Genomic DNA, 16618 nt, shown 5'->3' with positions numbered 1-16618 from the left:
TTATGGCTCAACAAAAACTTATTAGCATTAATATCACCTTAGGTAGCTATCAGCAGATTGTTGCTGATATCATCTCTTTGGCTAAAAAAAGATACTCCTCTTATGTATGTGTAGCCAATGTTCACATGTGTATTGAAGCGTATAATTCTAAGGAGTTTGCAAATATCGTTAATTCAGCAGACATTGTTACTGCGGACGGTAAACCGCTGTGTGTAGGCTTAAAATTGATTAATGGAATAGATCAAGAGAGAGTGGCAGGTATGGATTTAACACCGTCTCTTTTGAAAGAAGCAGAATTGAATAATATTAAAGTATTTTTGTATGGTTCAACAGATGAAGTGCTTGATAAAATACAAAAAGTAGCAAAAGAAAAATATCCTAATTTAGCAATTGTCGGTGCGATTTCACCACCATTCAGAGTATTATCAGAGGCAGAAGTAGCAACTGATATTAATACTATCAATGATAGTGGTGCAGGACTTGTTTTGGTAGCACTAGGTTGCCCTAAGCAAGAAAAGTGGATGTATAGCATGAAAGGTAAAATACAAGCTGTCATGGTTGGAGTAGGAGGGGCATTCCCTGTTTTTGCAGGAATACAACCAAGGGCTCCTAAATGGATGCAAGATTACAGCCTTGAATGGTTACATCGTTTATCACAAGATCCTAAAAGGCTTTTTAAAAGGTATTTTGTTACAAATTCTCTTTTTATATCGCTTCTTATTAAAGAAAAAATACGTACTATATAATTTTTTAACAACATATTGGTATTCAATAAATGGAAAAAGACTCCAAAATATATATAGCAGGTCATCGAGGAATGGTGGGTTCTGCTATTCTAAGAAAATTACAAAATGAAGGTTATGAAAATTTTGTATTAAAAACGTCTAAAGAGTTAGACCTGAGAGACCAACAAAAAGTAGCTGAATTTTTTGAAGTAGAAAAACCTGATTATGTTTTTTTAGCGGCTGCTAAAGTAGGAGGTATCGTTGCCAATAATACTTATCGTGCAGATTTCTTGTATGAAAACTTAGCGATTCAAAATAATATCATTCATAGTGCCTTTGTTAGCAAAGTAAAGAAGTTAATGTTTTTAGGGTCTTCGTGTATTTATCCTAAACTTGCTCCTCAGCCACTTAAAGAAGAATATTTACTTACTGGTCTTTTAGAGCAAACCAATGAGCCTTATGCCATTGCTAAAATTGCGGGTATTAAAATGTGCGAAGCTTATCGTGCTCAATATGGATGTGATTTTATTTCAGTAATGCCTACTAATTTGTATGGACCGAATGATAACTATGATTTACAAAACTCTCATGTATTGCCTGCCATGATTCGTAAGTTTTACGAAGCGAAGGAAAACGGCGTTGAGCAAGTAATTTTATGGGGTTCGGGTTCTCCTATGAGAGAATTTTTATATGCTGATGATTTAGCAGCAGCCTGCGTATATTTAATGGAGAATTATTCTGAGCCAGAGTTAATAAATGTGGGTACAGGAATAGATGTGACTATTAAAGAGTTGGCTAATACGGTAAAAGACATCGTAGGCTTTGAAGGTGAAATCGTTTGGGATAGCACTAAACCAGATGGCACACCAAGAAAATTGATGGATGTTTCTAAATTGAATGGTAAAGGCTGGAGACATACCATAGAATTGAAAGAAGGAATCGGTTTAGCCTATCATGATTTCTTGGATAACCATGCAAAACTAAGATTATAGATTGTATAAATTATGGTTGTTGTAAGATGCAACAACACTCAACATATATCTTAAAAATACTTTAAATTTTATTTATTACTAACACTGATAAATTTATCAGTAGCATTAACACAACGATTATGAAAAAAGCCCTTATTACTGGTATAACTGGACAAGATGGAGCCTATTTGGCAGAACTACTATTATCAAAAGGATATGAAGTACACGGTATCAAACGTCGTAGTTCATTGATCAATACTGCACGTATCGATCATTTGTATGAAGATTTACACGAAGACGGTGTTAAATTTATCATGCACTATGGCGATTTGTCAGATTCAACTAACATTATCAGAATTATTCAAGAAGTACAACCAGACGAAATATACAATTTAGGTGCAATGTCGCACGTAAAAGTTAGTTTTGATGAACCAGAATATACTGCTCAAGTAGATGGTATCGGTACATTAAGAATTCTTGAAGCGGTTCGTTTATTGGGATTAATAGAAAAAACTAAAATCTATCAGGCTTCTACTTCAGAATTATATGGTTTAGTACAAGAAGTACCTCAATCTGAAACAACTCCTTTCTATCCACGTTCTCCTTATGCTGTTGCTAAGATGTACGGTTTCTGGATTACTGTTAACTACCGTGAAGCATACAATATGTTTGCAGTAAATGGTATTTTATTCAACCACGAATCTCCGTTAAGAGGTGAAACATTTGTTACAAGAAAAATTACTAGAGCGGTATCTCAAATTGCATTAGGACAACAAGAAAAATTATATCTTGGAAACTTGGATGCTCAACGTGACTGGGGTCATGCGAAAGATTATGTTGAAGCAATGTGGTTAATCTTACAACAAGATGTTCCTGAAGACTATGTAATTGCTACTGGTATCACAACAAGAGTTAGAGAGTTTGTCAGAATGGCATTTGCTGAATTAGGTATCGAAGTTGAGTTCTCTGGAGAAGGAGTAGACGAAATCGGTACAATCGTAGCTTGCTCAAATCCATTGTATCAAGTTGAAATAGGTAAAGTTGTTGTAAACGTTGATGCTCGTTATTTCAGACCAACTGAAGTAGAATTGTTGATTGGCGACCCAACTAAATCAAAAACTAAATTAGGATGGGTACCTAAATATGATTTGCCAGCTTTAGTAAAAGACATGATGCAGTCTGATATTAAATTATTTACAAAATAATTAAGCAGAATTTAAGACTTCTTTGTCCTAAACGAAGTCTTAAATTTTATTATATTACTGGTAGAATCGCTAACGTATTTGATAATACGATGAATATAGAATTGTTTATCAATATGGATTTTACGAAAATATGCTGCTCAAAAAATATACGAACACTTTATGTAAATAGCATAGAGCAAAGTTAATTGACGTATAGAAAAACAATTGCGCTTAAGTAAGGAAGAAATAAGCTTGATGCAATAAGGAGGCTTTTGCTTACTTATTTTATAAGAGCAAGATGCTTTTAATATTTAGATTCCTTGTTGAAGGAATAGTGAAGTATAGGGTGAGCTTAAATTTTGACAAATATAACTAGCGTATTTAGGCAAAAGTTAGTTATTCTTTTATAGAGAATTGATATGAAAAAGCCACCAATCATAAATGAATGATTGATGGCTTTTTTTCTAAGAACTTTTATCAATTCTTTAAAAATTAATAAAATAAGTCAGTGCTGCCAAAAGGATAATTAATGTAATTCTTCCCCATATTTGAAGTGTGTATTTAGATTCATTGCTCATAATGTAAGGAGGTTAAGATACGTAAAGAATAAATGAAATGTTAATCATATCACAAAATTACAATATTTGAGTTAAATTTATCCTAAAAGATTCACCTATTTATTAAACGGTATGTAGAAGGTTACTTGTTTGTAAATATTCCAATATTTAATTGTTTTTTAAAACGGTATTTTTAATTGTGATTTTATTATTACCAGTTGACGTTCATAATTCGCTAACATCCCCCAAAAAATATAAACTATTATGCCTCAAAGTATAAGTAAAGTAAACTATTTCAGGTTGTTGTCTGATATTATTTCTATTATATGTGTTTTTGTTTTTTCTTCATTTATCACAAAACCTGAATTAGAAAAAAGTGATAGTATTCTATTATTATTACTTGTAATAGGTTGGTATTTTTCTACTAAAATTTCAAATACCTATGATGACTTTAGAACTGAAAGATATATAGGTGAACTACTATTAATTTTTCAGAATGTATTAGTACAGTCTGTAATAGCAGGACAAGTTTTGTTTATACTGAACCGTCATGAATATACTAGAAGATTTATCTTTGCCTATATTGTGATTTTGTTAATTGTATTAATTATCAAGAATTATATTATTAAAAGAATCCTATTTTATTATCGGCAAAAAGGAGGGAATATCAAAAATGTGGTATTTGTTGGTTATAATGAAATTACGGCCAACTTAATTACTCAAATTCAAGAGAACCCTCATTATGGCTTTAGAGTAATTGGGATTATAGCCAAAGAAGAAGAAGTAAATGATATTGGTGGAAATACTTATTTAGGAGACCTAAGGAAGTTCTTGTCAATGAACGAAAATTATAAAATTGACGAAATCATTATTACTACGGATGAAATTAGTAATAGTTTAATGCAAGAAGTTTTTATGGTATCTGAAAAAAGAGCCATCAGAACCAAAATTGTACCAAGCTATATTACGTATTATCCAAGTAGATTGCAATTCAAATTTTTTGGTAATTACCCACTAATTACGTTTAGGAGCGAGCCATTGCAAGAATATCATTGGAGATTAGTAAAAAGAGTATTTGATATCGCATTCTCGTTACTAGTGTTTATTTTCATTTTTTCTTGGCTGTTTCCAATCATTGCTGTTCTGATAAAACTTGACTCTAAAGGACCAGTATTTTTTAGACAGTATAGATGGGGAAAGAATAATAAAAAGTTCAAGTGTTTCAAGTTTAGGTCGATGAGACCCGAAAGTAAAGATGTAACTGAAAATGGAACATTTAACCAAGCACAGATGAACGACCCAAGAATTACAAAATTAGGTCAGTTTTTAAGGTCATCGAGTTTGGATGAATTGCCACAGTTCATCAACGTATTATTAGGCGATATGTCAATTGTAGGGCCTAGACCTCATGCACATGAACATAATATACGTACGAAGGATGAAGTAGATAGTTACTTAGTTAGGCACTGGATTAAACCAGGTATCACTGGCTGGGCGCAAGTAAATGGCTACAGAGGAGAAACAAAGACGCTGGAACAAATGGAGCAAAGAGTAAAATATGATATATGGTATATTGAAAATTGGTCGCTAGGCTTAGATTTCAAAATCATCTTCATGACAGTCTATAATGTGATTAAAGGCGAAGATATGGCTTATTAATATCACCCCATATTGCATATCATTTATTAAGGTATGGTAATTATCAATAATTACTGTGCCTTTTATTTTTATAAAAATTATTGTAATATTTTAATTTATTGTATTGTTTATTTTGTGAATAGGTAGTTCTAACGTAAATTTAATATCGAAGAAATACATTTGCTTAATTAGTTAATATTCAATGGGTTAAAAAATAGGGTTGAACTGGAAAATAAAGGACAATGCTATTTATTAATAATTAGTTCTTACAGAGCTATTATAAATATACCGTTTAATAGATTTTTTTGTGACTATCCAACATAGATTGTAAATTTGTAGCAAGGTAATTCGGTCAATAGCACATTAAACATAAATTTATGATGAAAGACTACTTTGGAAGAGAAAATTATTATTTACGATTGCTTACTGATATTTTAGTGTTAATGCTTTCTTTTTACTTGACTTCAGTAGTCAGTAATCGTAATAATTCTATTCATGATAGAGAGGTTTTCGTGCTTTTAGTAATAGTTTGGTATTTTTCTAGTAAAATAATCCATGTTTATGATGACTTTCGTACACTCAAATTTATTGACGAGTTTTTGTTGCTAGTTCCTGTTATTGCTATTCAAGCATTGGTATTGATTCTGTTTTTATTCTTCCTAAACGATAGAGATAATGCGCGTAGATTTGTACTAGAGTATTGTGCAATGCTTTTCGTTTTTCTTTCTATCAAGAAATACCTCTTAAAAAAATCTTTTGAGTTCCTGAGAAGAAAAGGAAGGAATACACGTAATCTTTTGATTGTCGGTAGTTCAGAAATGGGCGTTTCCTTTTTTGATTTTGTAAAGAACAACACTCAATTTGGCTATAATCCTATCGGTTTTATTGATGAAACCAAATCCGTATACTTAAACGGGTTATACAAAGGAAATTTTGATGAAGTAGATAAAATTATCATAGATAATCAGATAGATGAAATTGTGGTAGCAATGCCACAGTTTAATAAGCAACAATTAGATAAAATCATTTCAGCAGGCGAAAGAAATGCTGTTAGGACTAGAATCATCCCTGATTATTTTAAATTTAGTTCTAATAAATTTAAAATGGGAATGTTCGGCAACTTCCCGATGATTACAGTAAGGGATGAACCTTTGAATCAATTACATTGGAGGCTCATTAAAAGAATAATAGACCTCTTTTTCAGTCTACTATTATGTGTGTTGATTTTTTCTTGGCTTTTCCCAATTATTGCGTTGCTTATACGCCTAGAATCAAAAGGAAATATTTTCTTTATTCAGGAAAGATGGGGTAAGAATAAAGAAATCATACGATGTTTGAAATTCAGAACAATGTTTATTGAAAGTAAAGTAGTGGTAGATGGTAAGTTTCAGCAAACTACTGAAAACGACCCTAGAATTACAAAAATTGGAAGAATATTACGTAAAACCAATTTAGATGAGTTACCACAATTTTTAAATGTAATCGGAGGGTCAATGTCGGTCGTAGGACCACGCCCGCATGCTTTACAACATAATATAGAAAGCCAAGCCCTTATTAATAATTATGCTCTCCGTAACTGGGTAAAACCTGGTGTAACTGGTTGGGCGCAGGTGAATGGATTAAGAGGAGAAACCAAAGACTTTAGCTTGATGCGTAAAAGAGTTGTTTTTGATATTTGGTATATTGAAAACTGGACTCCTTGGCTAGATTTTAAAATCGTGATTATGACAGTCTATAATATGTTCAGAGGCGAAGATATGGCTTATTAATATTCATCAATAGCTCAAAACATTAATCAAAAAAGCAGTCAGAAATTAATTCCTGACTGCTTTTTTGATTTTAAAATTCTGGATGCTTAATGGTTCAAACAACCACTAAACTTTCTCATTAAGATGCCTTAATTTAGAGAGTTTACTAAGAATAGTTTTAGATTGTAATAATTTGTTCAGAATTCTTACATCGTCAGGTCTGTGTAAATCAGTCCCCATAAACTCATAGAGATTCATGTCCAACAATTTATTGGCTATTTCATTAGCTTTAGGCCCGTATTGATTGACCAATGACATCAGGTTCAATTGTAAATGGCATCCTAATGCTTTCAATTCTTCAAACTTAGCAAGGTTTTCACTTAAGTATAAGTATCGCTCTGGATGAGCAATAATTGGGCGATATCCTTTTGTTCTTAAGTTGAAAATAATAGTTTCTAAGTTAATTGGGGCAGCTACAAAAGAGAACTCCACCAATACATACTTATCTCCGAAAGTTAATAAATTATTATTTGCTAATAATGTTGAAAATTGTTCATCAATTTTGTATTCAGCTCCTACTTCTATCTCAATTTCTATTCCCGCTTCCACCAAGGCTGCTTTTAAGATAGTCAAACCTTCGTTGATGATTTCAGGCGTATTAGGATATACTTCTGCCATGATGTGTGGCGTAGTTATAATTTTAGAAAATCCTAATTCCTTTAATTTTTGGATACAAGCAATAGAGTGTTCAATACTAGAACATCCATCATCAATGCCCGGTATAAGATGCGAATGAATATCTGTACCAATAAATGAAAAATCTACTATTTTAGGAGTATCTGGTGATTTTTTAAAAAATGAAAACATATCTTTTAATTTGAGCTATAAGCTTTACCCCATAGATAATTAAGCTATAAGCTTTTTTGTTTTAAATTTTGAGCGAAGAGTCTTATTCTGTAAGGCTTTTAATTGTTTAAACACTTCTAATAATATTGTTGAAGTTTTAAATAACGTTCGTTTCTGTGCCATAATGAGCTTATGACATATTTATTTTAGCTGTAAGCTAAACATTTATGCTAAAATACCATAAATCTTTGATAATAACGTGAATGCTATATGTTTGTAAATGTTTTTTCTTTGTATTATCAAATTATTATTGAAAAAAGAGAGTAGTTTATGATTTTTTCTACTTGTTAATGCGATTATGTATGTATTAATCTTAAACTATTAACATATTTTTTATGAAAAACAGATATTTAGTACCTTTTATTTTATTGACTACTTTGTTTTTCCTTTGGGGATTTGCACATAACTTAAATCCAATATTAATTCCACACCTTAAGAAAGCTTGTCAGCTTACAGATTTTCAATCTTCATTAATTGATGGTTCTTTTTTTATTGCATATTTTATTATGGCCATCCCTGCGGGTATGGTAATGAAGAAGTTTGGGTATAAAACGGGTATTATTGCTGGTTTACTTTTATTCGCAATAGGGGCATTTTTATTTATTCCCGCCGCTAATACGCGTGTTTTCACTTTTTTCTTAACAGCCCTGTTTGTGATAGCAAGTGGCTTGACTTTTTTAGAAACCGCAGCGAATCCGTACATGACAGTCCTTGGCGAACCAGAAGGAGCATCACAAAGATTAAACCTTGCACAGTCATTTAATGGGTTAGCTGCCACGATTGCTCCGATATTAGGAGGGCAATTTATTTTATCTGGAAAAACGTTAACCAACACTGAAACAGCTTCAATGACGGCTGAACAAATGAGTGCTTTTCTAGACGGCGAAGCCGCAACAGTAAAAATCCCTTATCTAATAATAGGTATTGTAGTATTAGTTGTAGCGGTTTTATTATATAAAAGCAAGCTACCAGAAATTACAGAAGCAGGGCACGACATTGAATTGCCAACAGGAAGCCAATCTATTATGCGTCACAAACATTTAGTTTGGGGAATAGCAGCTCAGTTTTTTTATGTTGGGGCGCAGGTTTGCGTATCTAGTTTTTTTATTCGCTATTTAGGTAAGACTGCTAATATCGATGAAATAACGGCTTCGCGTCTACTAGGAGCTGCCTTGTTTTGTTTTATGATTGGTCGATTCATCGGTACTTTTCTGATGCGTTATATCAGCCCTAATATCCTTTTGGCATTGTATGCTTTAATCAATGTTGTGCTTTTAATAGTAGTAGTAATCTACGGCGGAATGTTATCGGTATACGCTTTAATTGGCGTCGAGTTCTTTATGTCAATTATGTTCCCAACTATTTTCTCATTAAGTATTAAATCATTAGGCAAGGAAACGAAAATAGGATCATCATTAGTCATTATGTCTATCGTTGGGGGGGCTATTTTCCCGTTAATTATGGGTAGAATTTCTGATATGATGAGTATCCAAGTGGCATATTCTGTACCATTGGTGTGTTTTTTCGTCGTGTTTTATTTCGGTTGGAAAGGGTCAGAAGTTAAGAGCCAAAGTTAATTAGGTTAAGAAAAAGCGTGGGTTGGTATTAATCTGTTTACAGATTAAGGTGATATTGTATGCAGTTTAGGTATATGATTTATAATCAAGCATAATTAAAAATATAAAAATTAGTGAAAACAATTATTCTAAATCAACCTGGTGAGTTTCAGTTAATCTCAAGGGACATAGATGATAAGTTGGCAGATAATGAGGCACTTATCAAAATTCATAAAATTGGTATTTGCGGTACAGACTATCATGCTTTCAGAGGAAAACAACCATTTTTTTCGTATCCACGAGTACTTGGTCATGAGTTGGGTGCTGAAGTGGTTGCATTAGGACAAAATGTTGATACTGAACAATTGGCAATTGGTGATAAGGTTTCTGTTGAGCCTTACTTGAATTGCGGTACTTGTCAGGCGTGTTTAAATGAAAAGCCTAATTGTTGTGAAAACCTGAAAGTAATGGGCGTACATACGGATGGAGGAATGTGTGAGTTTCTAAAGATTCCTGCGCATAAACTACACCGTTCAAAAGTGTTAGGTTATGAACAATTAGCACTAGTAGAAACGTTGGGTATCGGCGCTCATGCTGTGCAGAGAGCCAATGTCACTAGCAATGATATTGTGTTAGTCATTGGTGCAGGACCGATTGGTTTATCAGTAATCCAGTTTGCTAAATTACATCAAGCTAAGATTGTAGTGATGGATTTTAACCAACAAAGACTTGATTTTGCTAAGCAATTGTTTGATACAGATGTATCAGTACTAGCAAAAGAAGGATATACGGCAGATGATTTAAAAACGATATTAAAGGGTGCTTTGCCAACGGTCATTTTTGATGCAACGGGCAATTCACAGTCTATGATGAAAGCCTTTTCTTATTTAGCTTTTGGTGGGAAATTGATTTTTGTGGGGTTATTTCAAGGAGATGTTACATTTTTTGATCCAGATTTCCATCGTAGAGAAATGACACTTTTTGCTAGTAGAAATTCTCTTCCTGCTGATTTCAAAATGATTATTAAAAACATGGAAGAAGGAAATATTCAGACACAAGCATGGCTTACGCATGAGGCTCCTTTTGATGAATTACCGAATGTCTTTGAATCTTGGTTAGACCCAAGCTCAAGAGTGATTAAAGCAATGTTAAGCGTGTAAGCTTTCGGCTTTCGGCTTTCGGATTTTGGCTTTCGGCTTTCGGCTTTCGGATTTTGGCTTTCGGCTTTCGGATTTTGGCTTTCGGCTTTCTGATTTTGGCTTTCGGATTTTGGATTTTGGATTTTGGATTTTGGATTTTGGATTTCGGATTTCGGATTTCGGATTTCGGATTTCGGATTTCGGATTTCGGATTTCGGATTTCGGATTTCGGATTTCGGATTTCGGATTTCGGATTTCGGATTTCGGATTTCGGATTTCGGATTTCGGATTTCGGATTTCGGATTTCGGATTTCGGATTTCGGATTTCGGATTTCGGATTTCGGATTTCGGATTTCGGATTTCGGATTTCGGATTTCGGATTTCGGATTTCGGATTTCGGATTTCGGATTTCGGATTTCGGATTTCGGATTTCGGATTAATATAGACTTACTAAGTTACAAAAAAACTAATTCAAGGGAACATAATAATAGCTGAAATCAGAGACCTAAGTTTCTAAAATTTAATCCGAAATCTGATACCTGATGACCGATACCCGATGACTGATAGCCAAATCCAAATCCGACAGCTGATGACCGATAGCTGATACCCAACAGCTATACCTTCGCAACAGACGAATCTCTAATAATTAATTCTGTGTATAGTTTGAAGGTCTGGTAAGTTTGAGGAATACTTGAGGGTTTTCGCTCGATTAAATCTAGCAATAACTCAGCCGAACGCTGACCCATTTCTAAGGATGGTTGCACTACTGTCGTCAAGGCTGGCTCTAACATAGAGGCAGCCTTGAGGTTTGTAAAACCAACCATGGCTATTTGTTCGGGGATGGTAATATTTTTCTTTTTCAATGTAGCCAAACAACCCAAGGCTAGTCTGTCGCTTACTGTTAATATGCCATCTGGAGGATGCTTTTCGGATAAAAGCTCATCAATGAATATTTCTATGTTTTCTAAAGAGTAATTAGAATACTTAATCAGCGCGTCATCTACAGGAATTTCATATTTGTTCAATGCTGCGATATAACCTCTTACTCTTTCTTTAGTAATCGATAAATAAGGCGAGCCAGAAATATGCGCTATCCGCCTTCTTCCTCCACGGATAAGGTGTTCGGTAGCAGTGAAAGCTCCTTCAAAATTATCTGAGATTACTTTATGCGTATTGATTTCATCAGACACTCTGTCGAATAATACAATAGGCATTCCTTTTTCATTAAGTTCTTTTAACTGTGAAACATCATTGGTTTCGCCAGCTAATGAAATTAATAATCCATCTACCCTGCGTGAAGCGATGTGTTTGAGGTTGATGTTTTCTCTTTCAAAAGACTCATGGCTCTGAAAAATAACGACATGGTAACCTCTGTTATACGAAATGGCTTCAATCCCATTGATTACTTGTGAGAAAAAAGGGTTATCAATTTCAGGAACAATTACTCCAATCGACCTGCTTTTGTTTTCTTTCAAACTCAATGCAATTGGATTTGGTCTATAATTATACTTCTCAGCATATTCAATGACCATTTTTTTAGTATCAGGATTAATTTCATAGCTTCCTCTCAAAGCCCTAGAGACGGTAGAAGTAGATAAATTTAATGCCTTAGCAATATCTTTGATAGTAATCAGTTCCAATGTTTTGTTCTTTGATTTGTACAATTACAAAAGTATAATTTTTTTATGGCTAAAAAATAGGGCAGACTACTAAAATCTATTAAAAATCTCAAATTGTATTAAATAAGTATAAAAAAGATTATTAATGAGAACGTTCCCGATAACGTTTGCATAAAAATATTCAAATATTTACTTGAACGCTGTACTTTTAAAGCATACGTTTGTTCTGGGTTTGGTGGATAGTTTTTCTAGCCAAATAGTTTAAATCTTGGAATAATTAAAAAAATAAAACTTATGAGTTTATCATCATTATTTAGTTTAGAAGGTAAAGTGGCTTTAGTTACTGGTTGTGACAGAGGTATTGGAATGGGAATGGCATTGGCATTGGCCGAAGCAGGAGCAGACATCATTTGTGCAGCCCTTACCCTTGAACCAGAAAATAGTGAAATTGAAAAAGGAGTGAGAAGTTTTGGCAGAAATTTCACTGGTTACAATGTAGATTTAAGTGATAGAACTACCCTTTATGCTTTTATTAATGAAGTGAAGGCTAAACATCCACAAGTTGATATTTTGATTAATAATGCGGGAATGATTTTGAGAAATCCAGCAGCAGAACACTCTGATGAATATTGGGATAAAGTTTTATCAATCAATTTGGATGCTCAATTTATCTTAGCACGTGAGTTCGGTAGAGATATGGTAGCGAGAGGTTCTGGTAAAATTATTTTCACGGCTTCTTTATTAAGTTTCCAAGGCGGTATCAACGTACCAAGCTATGCGGCTTCAAAAGGAGCAATCGGTAGCGTTGTTAAAGCTTTGGCTAACGAGTGGGCTTCAAAAGGTGTAAATGTAAATGCTATTGCTCCGGGTTATATCGCTACAGATAATACTGCTGCTTTAAGAGCTGACCCAGAAAGAAGTAAATCTATCCTAGACCGTATTCCAGCAGGACGTTGGGGAGAACCAACAGACTTCATGGGTCCAGTAGTATTCTTGGCTTCTGAAGCTGGTGCTTATGTAAACGGAACTATCGTTGTAGTAGATGGTGGCTGGATGGGAAGATAAGCATCTTTTACAATTATATTATTCAATTAATAAGATTTAATAACATGGAAAGTAGATACGAAAGTAGCCCCAAAGAAGTGGCTAGTATGAATACGGAAAGCTTAAGAGCTAATTTTTTAATCGAAAAATTGTTCGAGGCTAACCAAGTAAATCTAACTTACACACATTATGATAGAGTAATTACAGGCGGAGTGATGCCTGTAAATGCTGTAGTTGCTTTGCCAAACTATGATGCGCTGAAAAGTGATTATTTTTTAGAAAGAAGAGAACTGGGTATTATCAATGTTGGGGGCGATGGTAAAATCACCGCTGATGGCGAAGTATTCTTGATTAATAAATTAGACTGTTTGTATTTAGGAAAAGGTGTTAAAACGGCATTTTTCGAAAGTATCGATGCGGCTAATCCAGCACAATACTTTTTGATTTCATCACCAGCACACCAGTCGTATCCTACTCGTTTGATGAAAAAAGAAGAAGCTTCACCAGTAAATTTGGGAAGTAACCAAACTTCAAATGAAAGAACGATTTATAAATACATTCATTTGGATGGTATTCGTAGCTGTCAATTGGTAATGGGACTTACAGTGTTAGCAAATGGTAGTGTTTGGAATACAATGCCTGCGCATACGCATGACCGTAGAATGGAAGTATATTGTTATTTCGATATCCCTCAGAACCAAGCAGTACTACATTTGATGGGTCAACCACAAGAGACTCGTCATTTGTTTGTATCAAACCACCAAGCGATTATTTCACCACCTTGGTCTGTTCACTCGGGTTGTGGTACAGCTAACTACTCATTCATTTGGGCAATGGCAGGTGAAAACCAATTATTTACTGATATGGATTTTGTAGAGATTCCGTCTTTACGATAATATTTTCTATCTCTATCATATAATTTAAGTAGCGATTAGTAAATGGTGATTAGGGGTTCAAATTTCTAATTATCAGTTGTTTACGATAAATGAAAGCCTTGCTTAAATTATATGATAGAGATAAAATACCATGGCATTAAGTCATGAAAGTTTACTTAAGTAGTCTATGTAAAACAAATAACGTTAGTGTGGGAATTAAAGTGTTATATATCAGGGTTTTAAGTCTCAAAGGAGAATAACTCAAAACTCATTATTCACAATTCACAACTTTCACTCACAATCTCTATTTACAATGAAAAAAATACTTTGTCTCATATTATGTGTTGTTCTTACGGCTTTTAAAAGTACAGACGAAAAAATGACGGTTTTCCTCATTGGGGATTCCACCTGTGCTGATAAACCTCCAGTTGATAGTCCTGAAACTGGTTGGGGAATGATATTACATAATTATTTAACTGAGACAGTCCAAGTACAAAATCATGCAGTAAATGGTAGAAGTACCAAAAGCTTTATCAACGAAAAACGTTGGGAGGCTGTAACAAAACAATTAAAAAAAGGAGATTGGGTATTGATTCAGTTTGGGCATAATGACCAAAAGATTGCTGATAGTACTCGTTATGCGGCGCCACAAACCACATACAAAAATAATCTTATCAAATTTGTCAATGAAACTAGAGCAAAAGGTGCTAATCCTATTTTGATTACGCCAGTGATGCGTAGGAAGTTTGATACAAACGGACAGTTTGTAGACCAGCATGGAGAGTATCCTGCTGCTGTAAAAGCTGTAGCAAAAGAATTAGGTGTGCCATTGATTGACCTTCATGCCAAAAGTAAAGCAACCATTGAACAACACGGAATAGAAGGTTCAAAGAAATTATTCATGCATTACTCTGCAGGATTCTATGGTAAGTTTCCAAAAGGAGTAACTGATGATACCCATTTTTCAAAATACGGTGCATCCGTAATGGCAAGTTTAGTAGCTGAAGGAATACTTGAATCGGGAGTTGAATTAAAGAGTTTTTTAAAGAAATCGGAGTTTCAAGAGAAGTACGAATTTGAATTGCCAAAGTACTATACGCCCGTATTTAAAAAGGATACGTTTAATATTATCCGTTATGGTGCAAAATCAAATGGAATTACTTTAAATACTGAAGCCATTAATCACGCAATTACAATTTGTGCAGAGTCGGGCGGAGGTACAGTTTTAATTCCAAGTGGCTTGTGGTTGACAGGCCCAGTTGTGTTAAAATCAAACGTGAATTTACACATTGCCAAGGGTGCAGTAGTACAATTTAGTAGAAATATAAACGACTATCCGATTATTGCAACAACGTGGGAGGGAGAAGAAGCCTACCGTTGTCAAGCACCAATTTCAGGGGTTGATTTAATAGATATTGCTTTAACAGGCGATGGTGTAATAGATGGTGGAGGAGATGCATGGAGAGCCATCAAAAAAAGTAAGCAAACAGATGCTCAATGGAGTAAATTAGTGAAATCTGGGGGTGTTTTAGATGACGCTAAAAATACATGGTATCCTAATGAACAGTCAAAGCAAGGTGCTGTGTTGGAAGGAGGAAGTAAATTGTCTAACGGAAAAACAGCCAAAGATTATGAGGTAATTAAAGGCTTTTTAAGACCTAATATGGTGAGTTTAACACGTTGTAAATTTATCTTATTAGAGGGATTACATTTTCAAAATTCGCCTGCTTGGACGCTCCATCCATTACTTAGCGACCATATTACGATGAGAAATGTGGATGTTAAAAACTATTGGTATGCTCAAAATAGCGATGGTGTAGACTTGGAATCTTGTAGAAATGGTATCATGGAAAATTGTACTTTTGATACGGGAGATGACGGTATTACGATTAAATCGGGCAGAGATGAACAAGGCAGAAAAAGAGGTGTACCCACTGAAAACTTTATCATTAAAGACTGTAAAGTATATCATGCACATGGAGGATTTGTAATTGGCTCAGAGATGTCTGGAGGGGTGAAAAATATGTATGTATCTAATTGTACATTTCTGGGTACAGACGTAGGCTTACGCTTTAAAACAGCAAGAGGTAGAGGCGGAGTTGTTGAAAAAATATATGTCAACAATGTACAAATGACAGATATAGCGGGCGAAGCAGTATTATTCGATATGTATTATGCAGGTAAAGACCCTGTTTCTTTGAATGGAGATTCTGATGAATTACCACAGATGGAAGCCAAGCCTTTGACAGAAGCTACGCCACAATTCAAAGATTTTTATGTAAGAAATATTAATTGTTTGGGTGCCGAAACAGCCATAAAAGTAAGAGGTTTACCAGAGATGAGCGTTAAAAATATTTTAATTGAAAATGCAGTATTTCAAGCAAATACAGGGTTACTTTGTATTGAAGCAGAAAATATTTTGTTAAAAAATATTACTTTGATAACAAAAGATAAAACGACCATGCAGGTACAGAACAGTAAAAACGTAACTCTTGACGATATTCGCTATGAAAATGCTGAGGTACTATTAAAAATTACTGGAGAGCGAACGCAAGGGGTTAAGTTATTAAATACTGATGTTTCAAAAGCTAAGAAAGAAGTAGAGTTTGGGAAAAAAGTATCTAAAAACATTTACAGTAATAAAAAATAATATGCT

The 16618-nt window shown here is 34.1% G+C and carries 12 protein-coding genes; 10 read left to right on the top strand and 2 right to left on the bottom strand.

Annotation, left to right across the window (positions count from 1 at the left end):
- The first annotated feature begins 2 nt into the window (after positions 1–2).
- From AC1RNE_RS04670 to AC1RNE_RS04650, 5 genes are all read left to right on the top strand, one after another.
- The gene (locus AC1RNE_RS04670; RefSeq protein WP_492799870.1) at positions 3–746 is read left to right on the top strand and encodes a WecB/TagA/CpsF family glycosyltransferase; all 744 of its coding nucleotides are present in this window, start codon (positions 3–5) and stop codon (positions 744–746) included.
- 29 nt (positions 747–775) lie between these two features.
- On the top strand, positions 776–1717 hold the full coding sequence (gene fcl, locus AC1RNE_RS04665; RefSeq protein ID WP_492799869.1) for a GDP-L-fucose synthase: 942 nt from the start codon (positions 776–778) through the stop codon (positions 1715–1717).
- Positions 1718–1836: 119 nt separating this feature from the next.
- Positions 1837–2901: a GDP-mannose 4,6-dehydratase gene (gene gmd / locus AC1RNE_RS04660; protein WP_492799868.1), complete on the top strand. Its 1065-nt coding sequence runs from the start codon at positions 1837–1839 to the stop codon at positions 2899–2901.
- Positions 2902–3701: 800 nt separating this feature from the next.
- On the top strand, positions 3702–5096 hold the full coding sequence (locus tag AC1RNE_RS04655; RefSeq protein ID WP_492799867.1) for an undecaprenyl-phosphate glucose phosphotransferase: 1395 nt from the start codon (positions 3702–3704) through the stop codon (positions 5094–5096).
- Between the two features lie 356 nt (positions 5097–5452).
- On the top strand, positions 5453–6844 hold the full coding sequence (locus tag AC1RNE_RS04650) for an undecaprenyl-phosphate glucose phosphotransferase (protein ID WP_492799866.1): 1392 nt from the start codon (positions 5453–5455) through the stop codon (positions 6842–6844).
- 105 nt (positions 6845–6949) lie between these two features.
- Here AC1RNE_RS04650 and AC1RNE_RS04645 read toward each other — a convergent pair whose 3' ends face one another.
- Complete coding sequence (locus AC1RNE_RS04645; RefSeq protein ID WP_492799865.1) at positions 6950–7690, bottom strand: tyrosine-protein phosphatase; 741 nt, start codon at positions 7688–7690, stop codon at positions 6950–6952.
- Positions 7691–8064: 374 nt separating this feature from the next.
- On the opposite strand from AC1RNE_RS04645, the gene fucP reads away from it, so the two are divergent.
- A complete protein-coding gene (fucP, locus tag AC1RNE_RS04640; RefSeq protein WP_492799864.1) occupies positions 8065–9306 on the top strand; it encodes an L-fucose:H+ symporter permease in 1242 nt (413 codons plus the stop codon).
- 113 nt (positions 9307–9419) lie between these two features.
- Positions 9420–10445 (top strand): zinc-binding alcohol dehydrogenase family protein, encoded by a 1026-nt coding sequence (locus tag AC1RNE_RS04635; protein ID WP_492799863.1) that lies wholly within the window; start codon positions 9420–9422, stop codon positions 10443–10445.
- A gap of 593 nt (positions 10446–11038) precedes the next feature.
- Here the strand turns inward: AC1RNE_RS04635 and AC1RNE_RS04630 are convergent.
- On the bottom strand, positions 11039–12064 hold the full coding sequence (locus AC1RNE_RS04630; RefSeq protein WP_492799862.1) for a LacI family DNA-binding transcriptional regulator: 1026 nt from the start codon (positions 12062–12064) through the stop codon (positions 11039–11041).
- 273 nt (positions 12065–12337) lie between these two features.
- Between AC1RNE_RS04630 and AC1RNE_RS04625 the strand changes: the two genes are divergently transcribed.
- The 3 genes from AC1RNE_RS04625 to AC1RNE_RS04615 all read left to right on the top strand — a co-directional run bounded on the left by AC1RNE_RS04625 (position 12338) and on the right by AC1RNE_RS04615 (position 16612).
- Positions 12338–13108, top strand: coding sequence for an SDR family oxidoreductase (locus AC1RNE_RS04625; protein ID WP_492799861.1), 771 nt, complete (start codon positions 12338–12340; stop codon positions 13106–13108).
- Positions 13109–13152: 44 nt separating this feature from the next.
- Positions 13153–13983: a 5-dehydro-4-deoxy-D-glucuronate isomerase gene (kduI, locus tag AC1RNE_RS04620; protein WP_492799860.1), complete on the top strand. Its 831-nt coding sequence runs from the start codon at positions 13153–13155 to the stop codon at positions 13981–13983.
- A 292-nt stretch (positions 13984–14275) separates the two neighbouring features.
- A complete protein-coding gene (locus tag AC1RNE_RS04615) occupies positions 14276–16612 on the top strand; it encodes a glycosyl hydrolase family 28 protein (RefSeq protein ID WP_492799859.1) in 2337 nt (778 codons plus the stop codon).
- The last annotated feature ends 6 nt before the right edge of the window (positions 16613–16618 follow it).

The sequence above is a fragment of the Arcicella sp. GW822-FHT02H01 genome (assembly GCF_058802005.1).
Note: the sequence above shows the minus strand (reverse complement) of the source record. Positions and strands in the feature narration are given on the sequence as shown.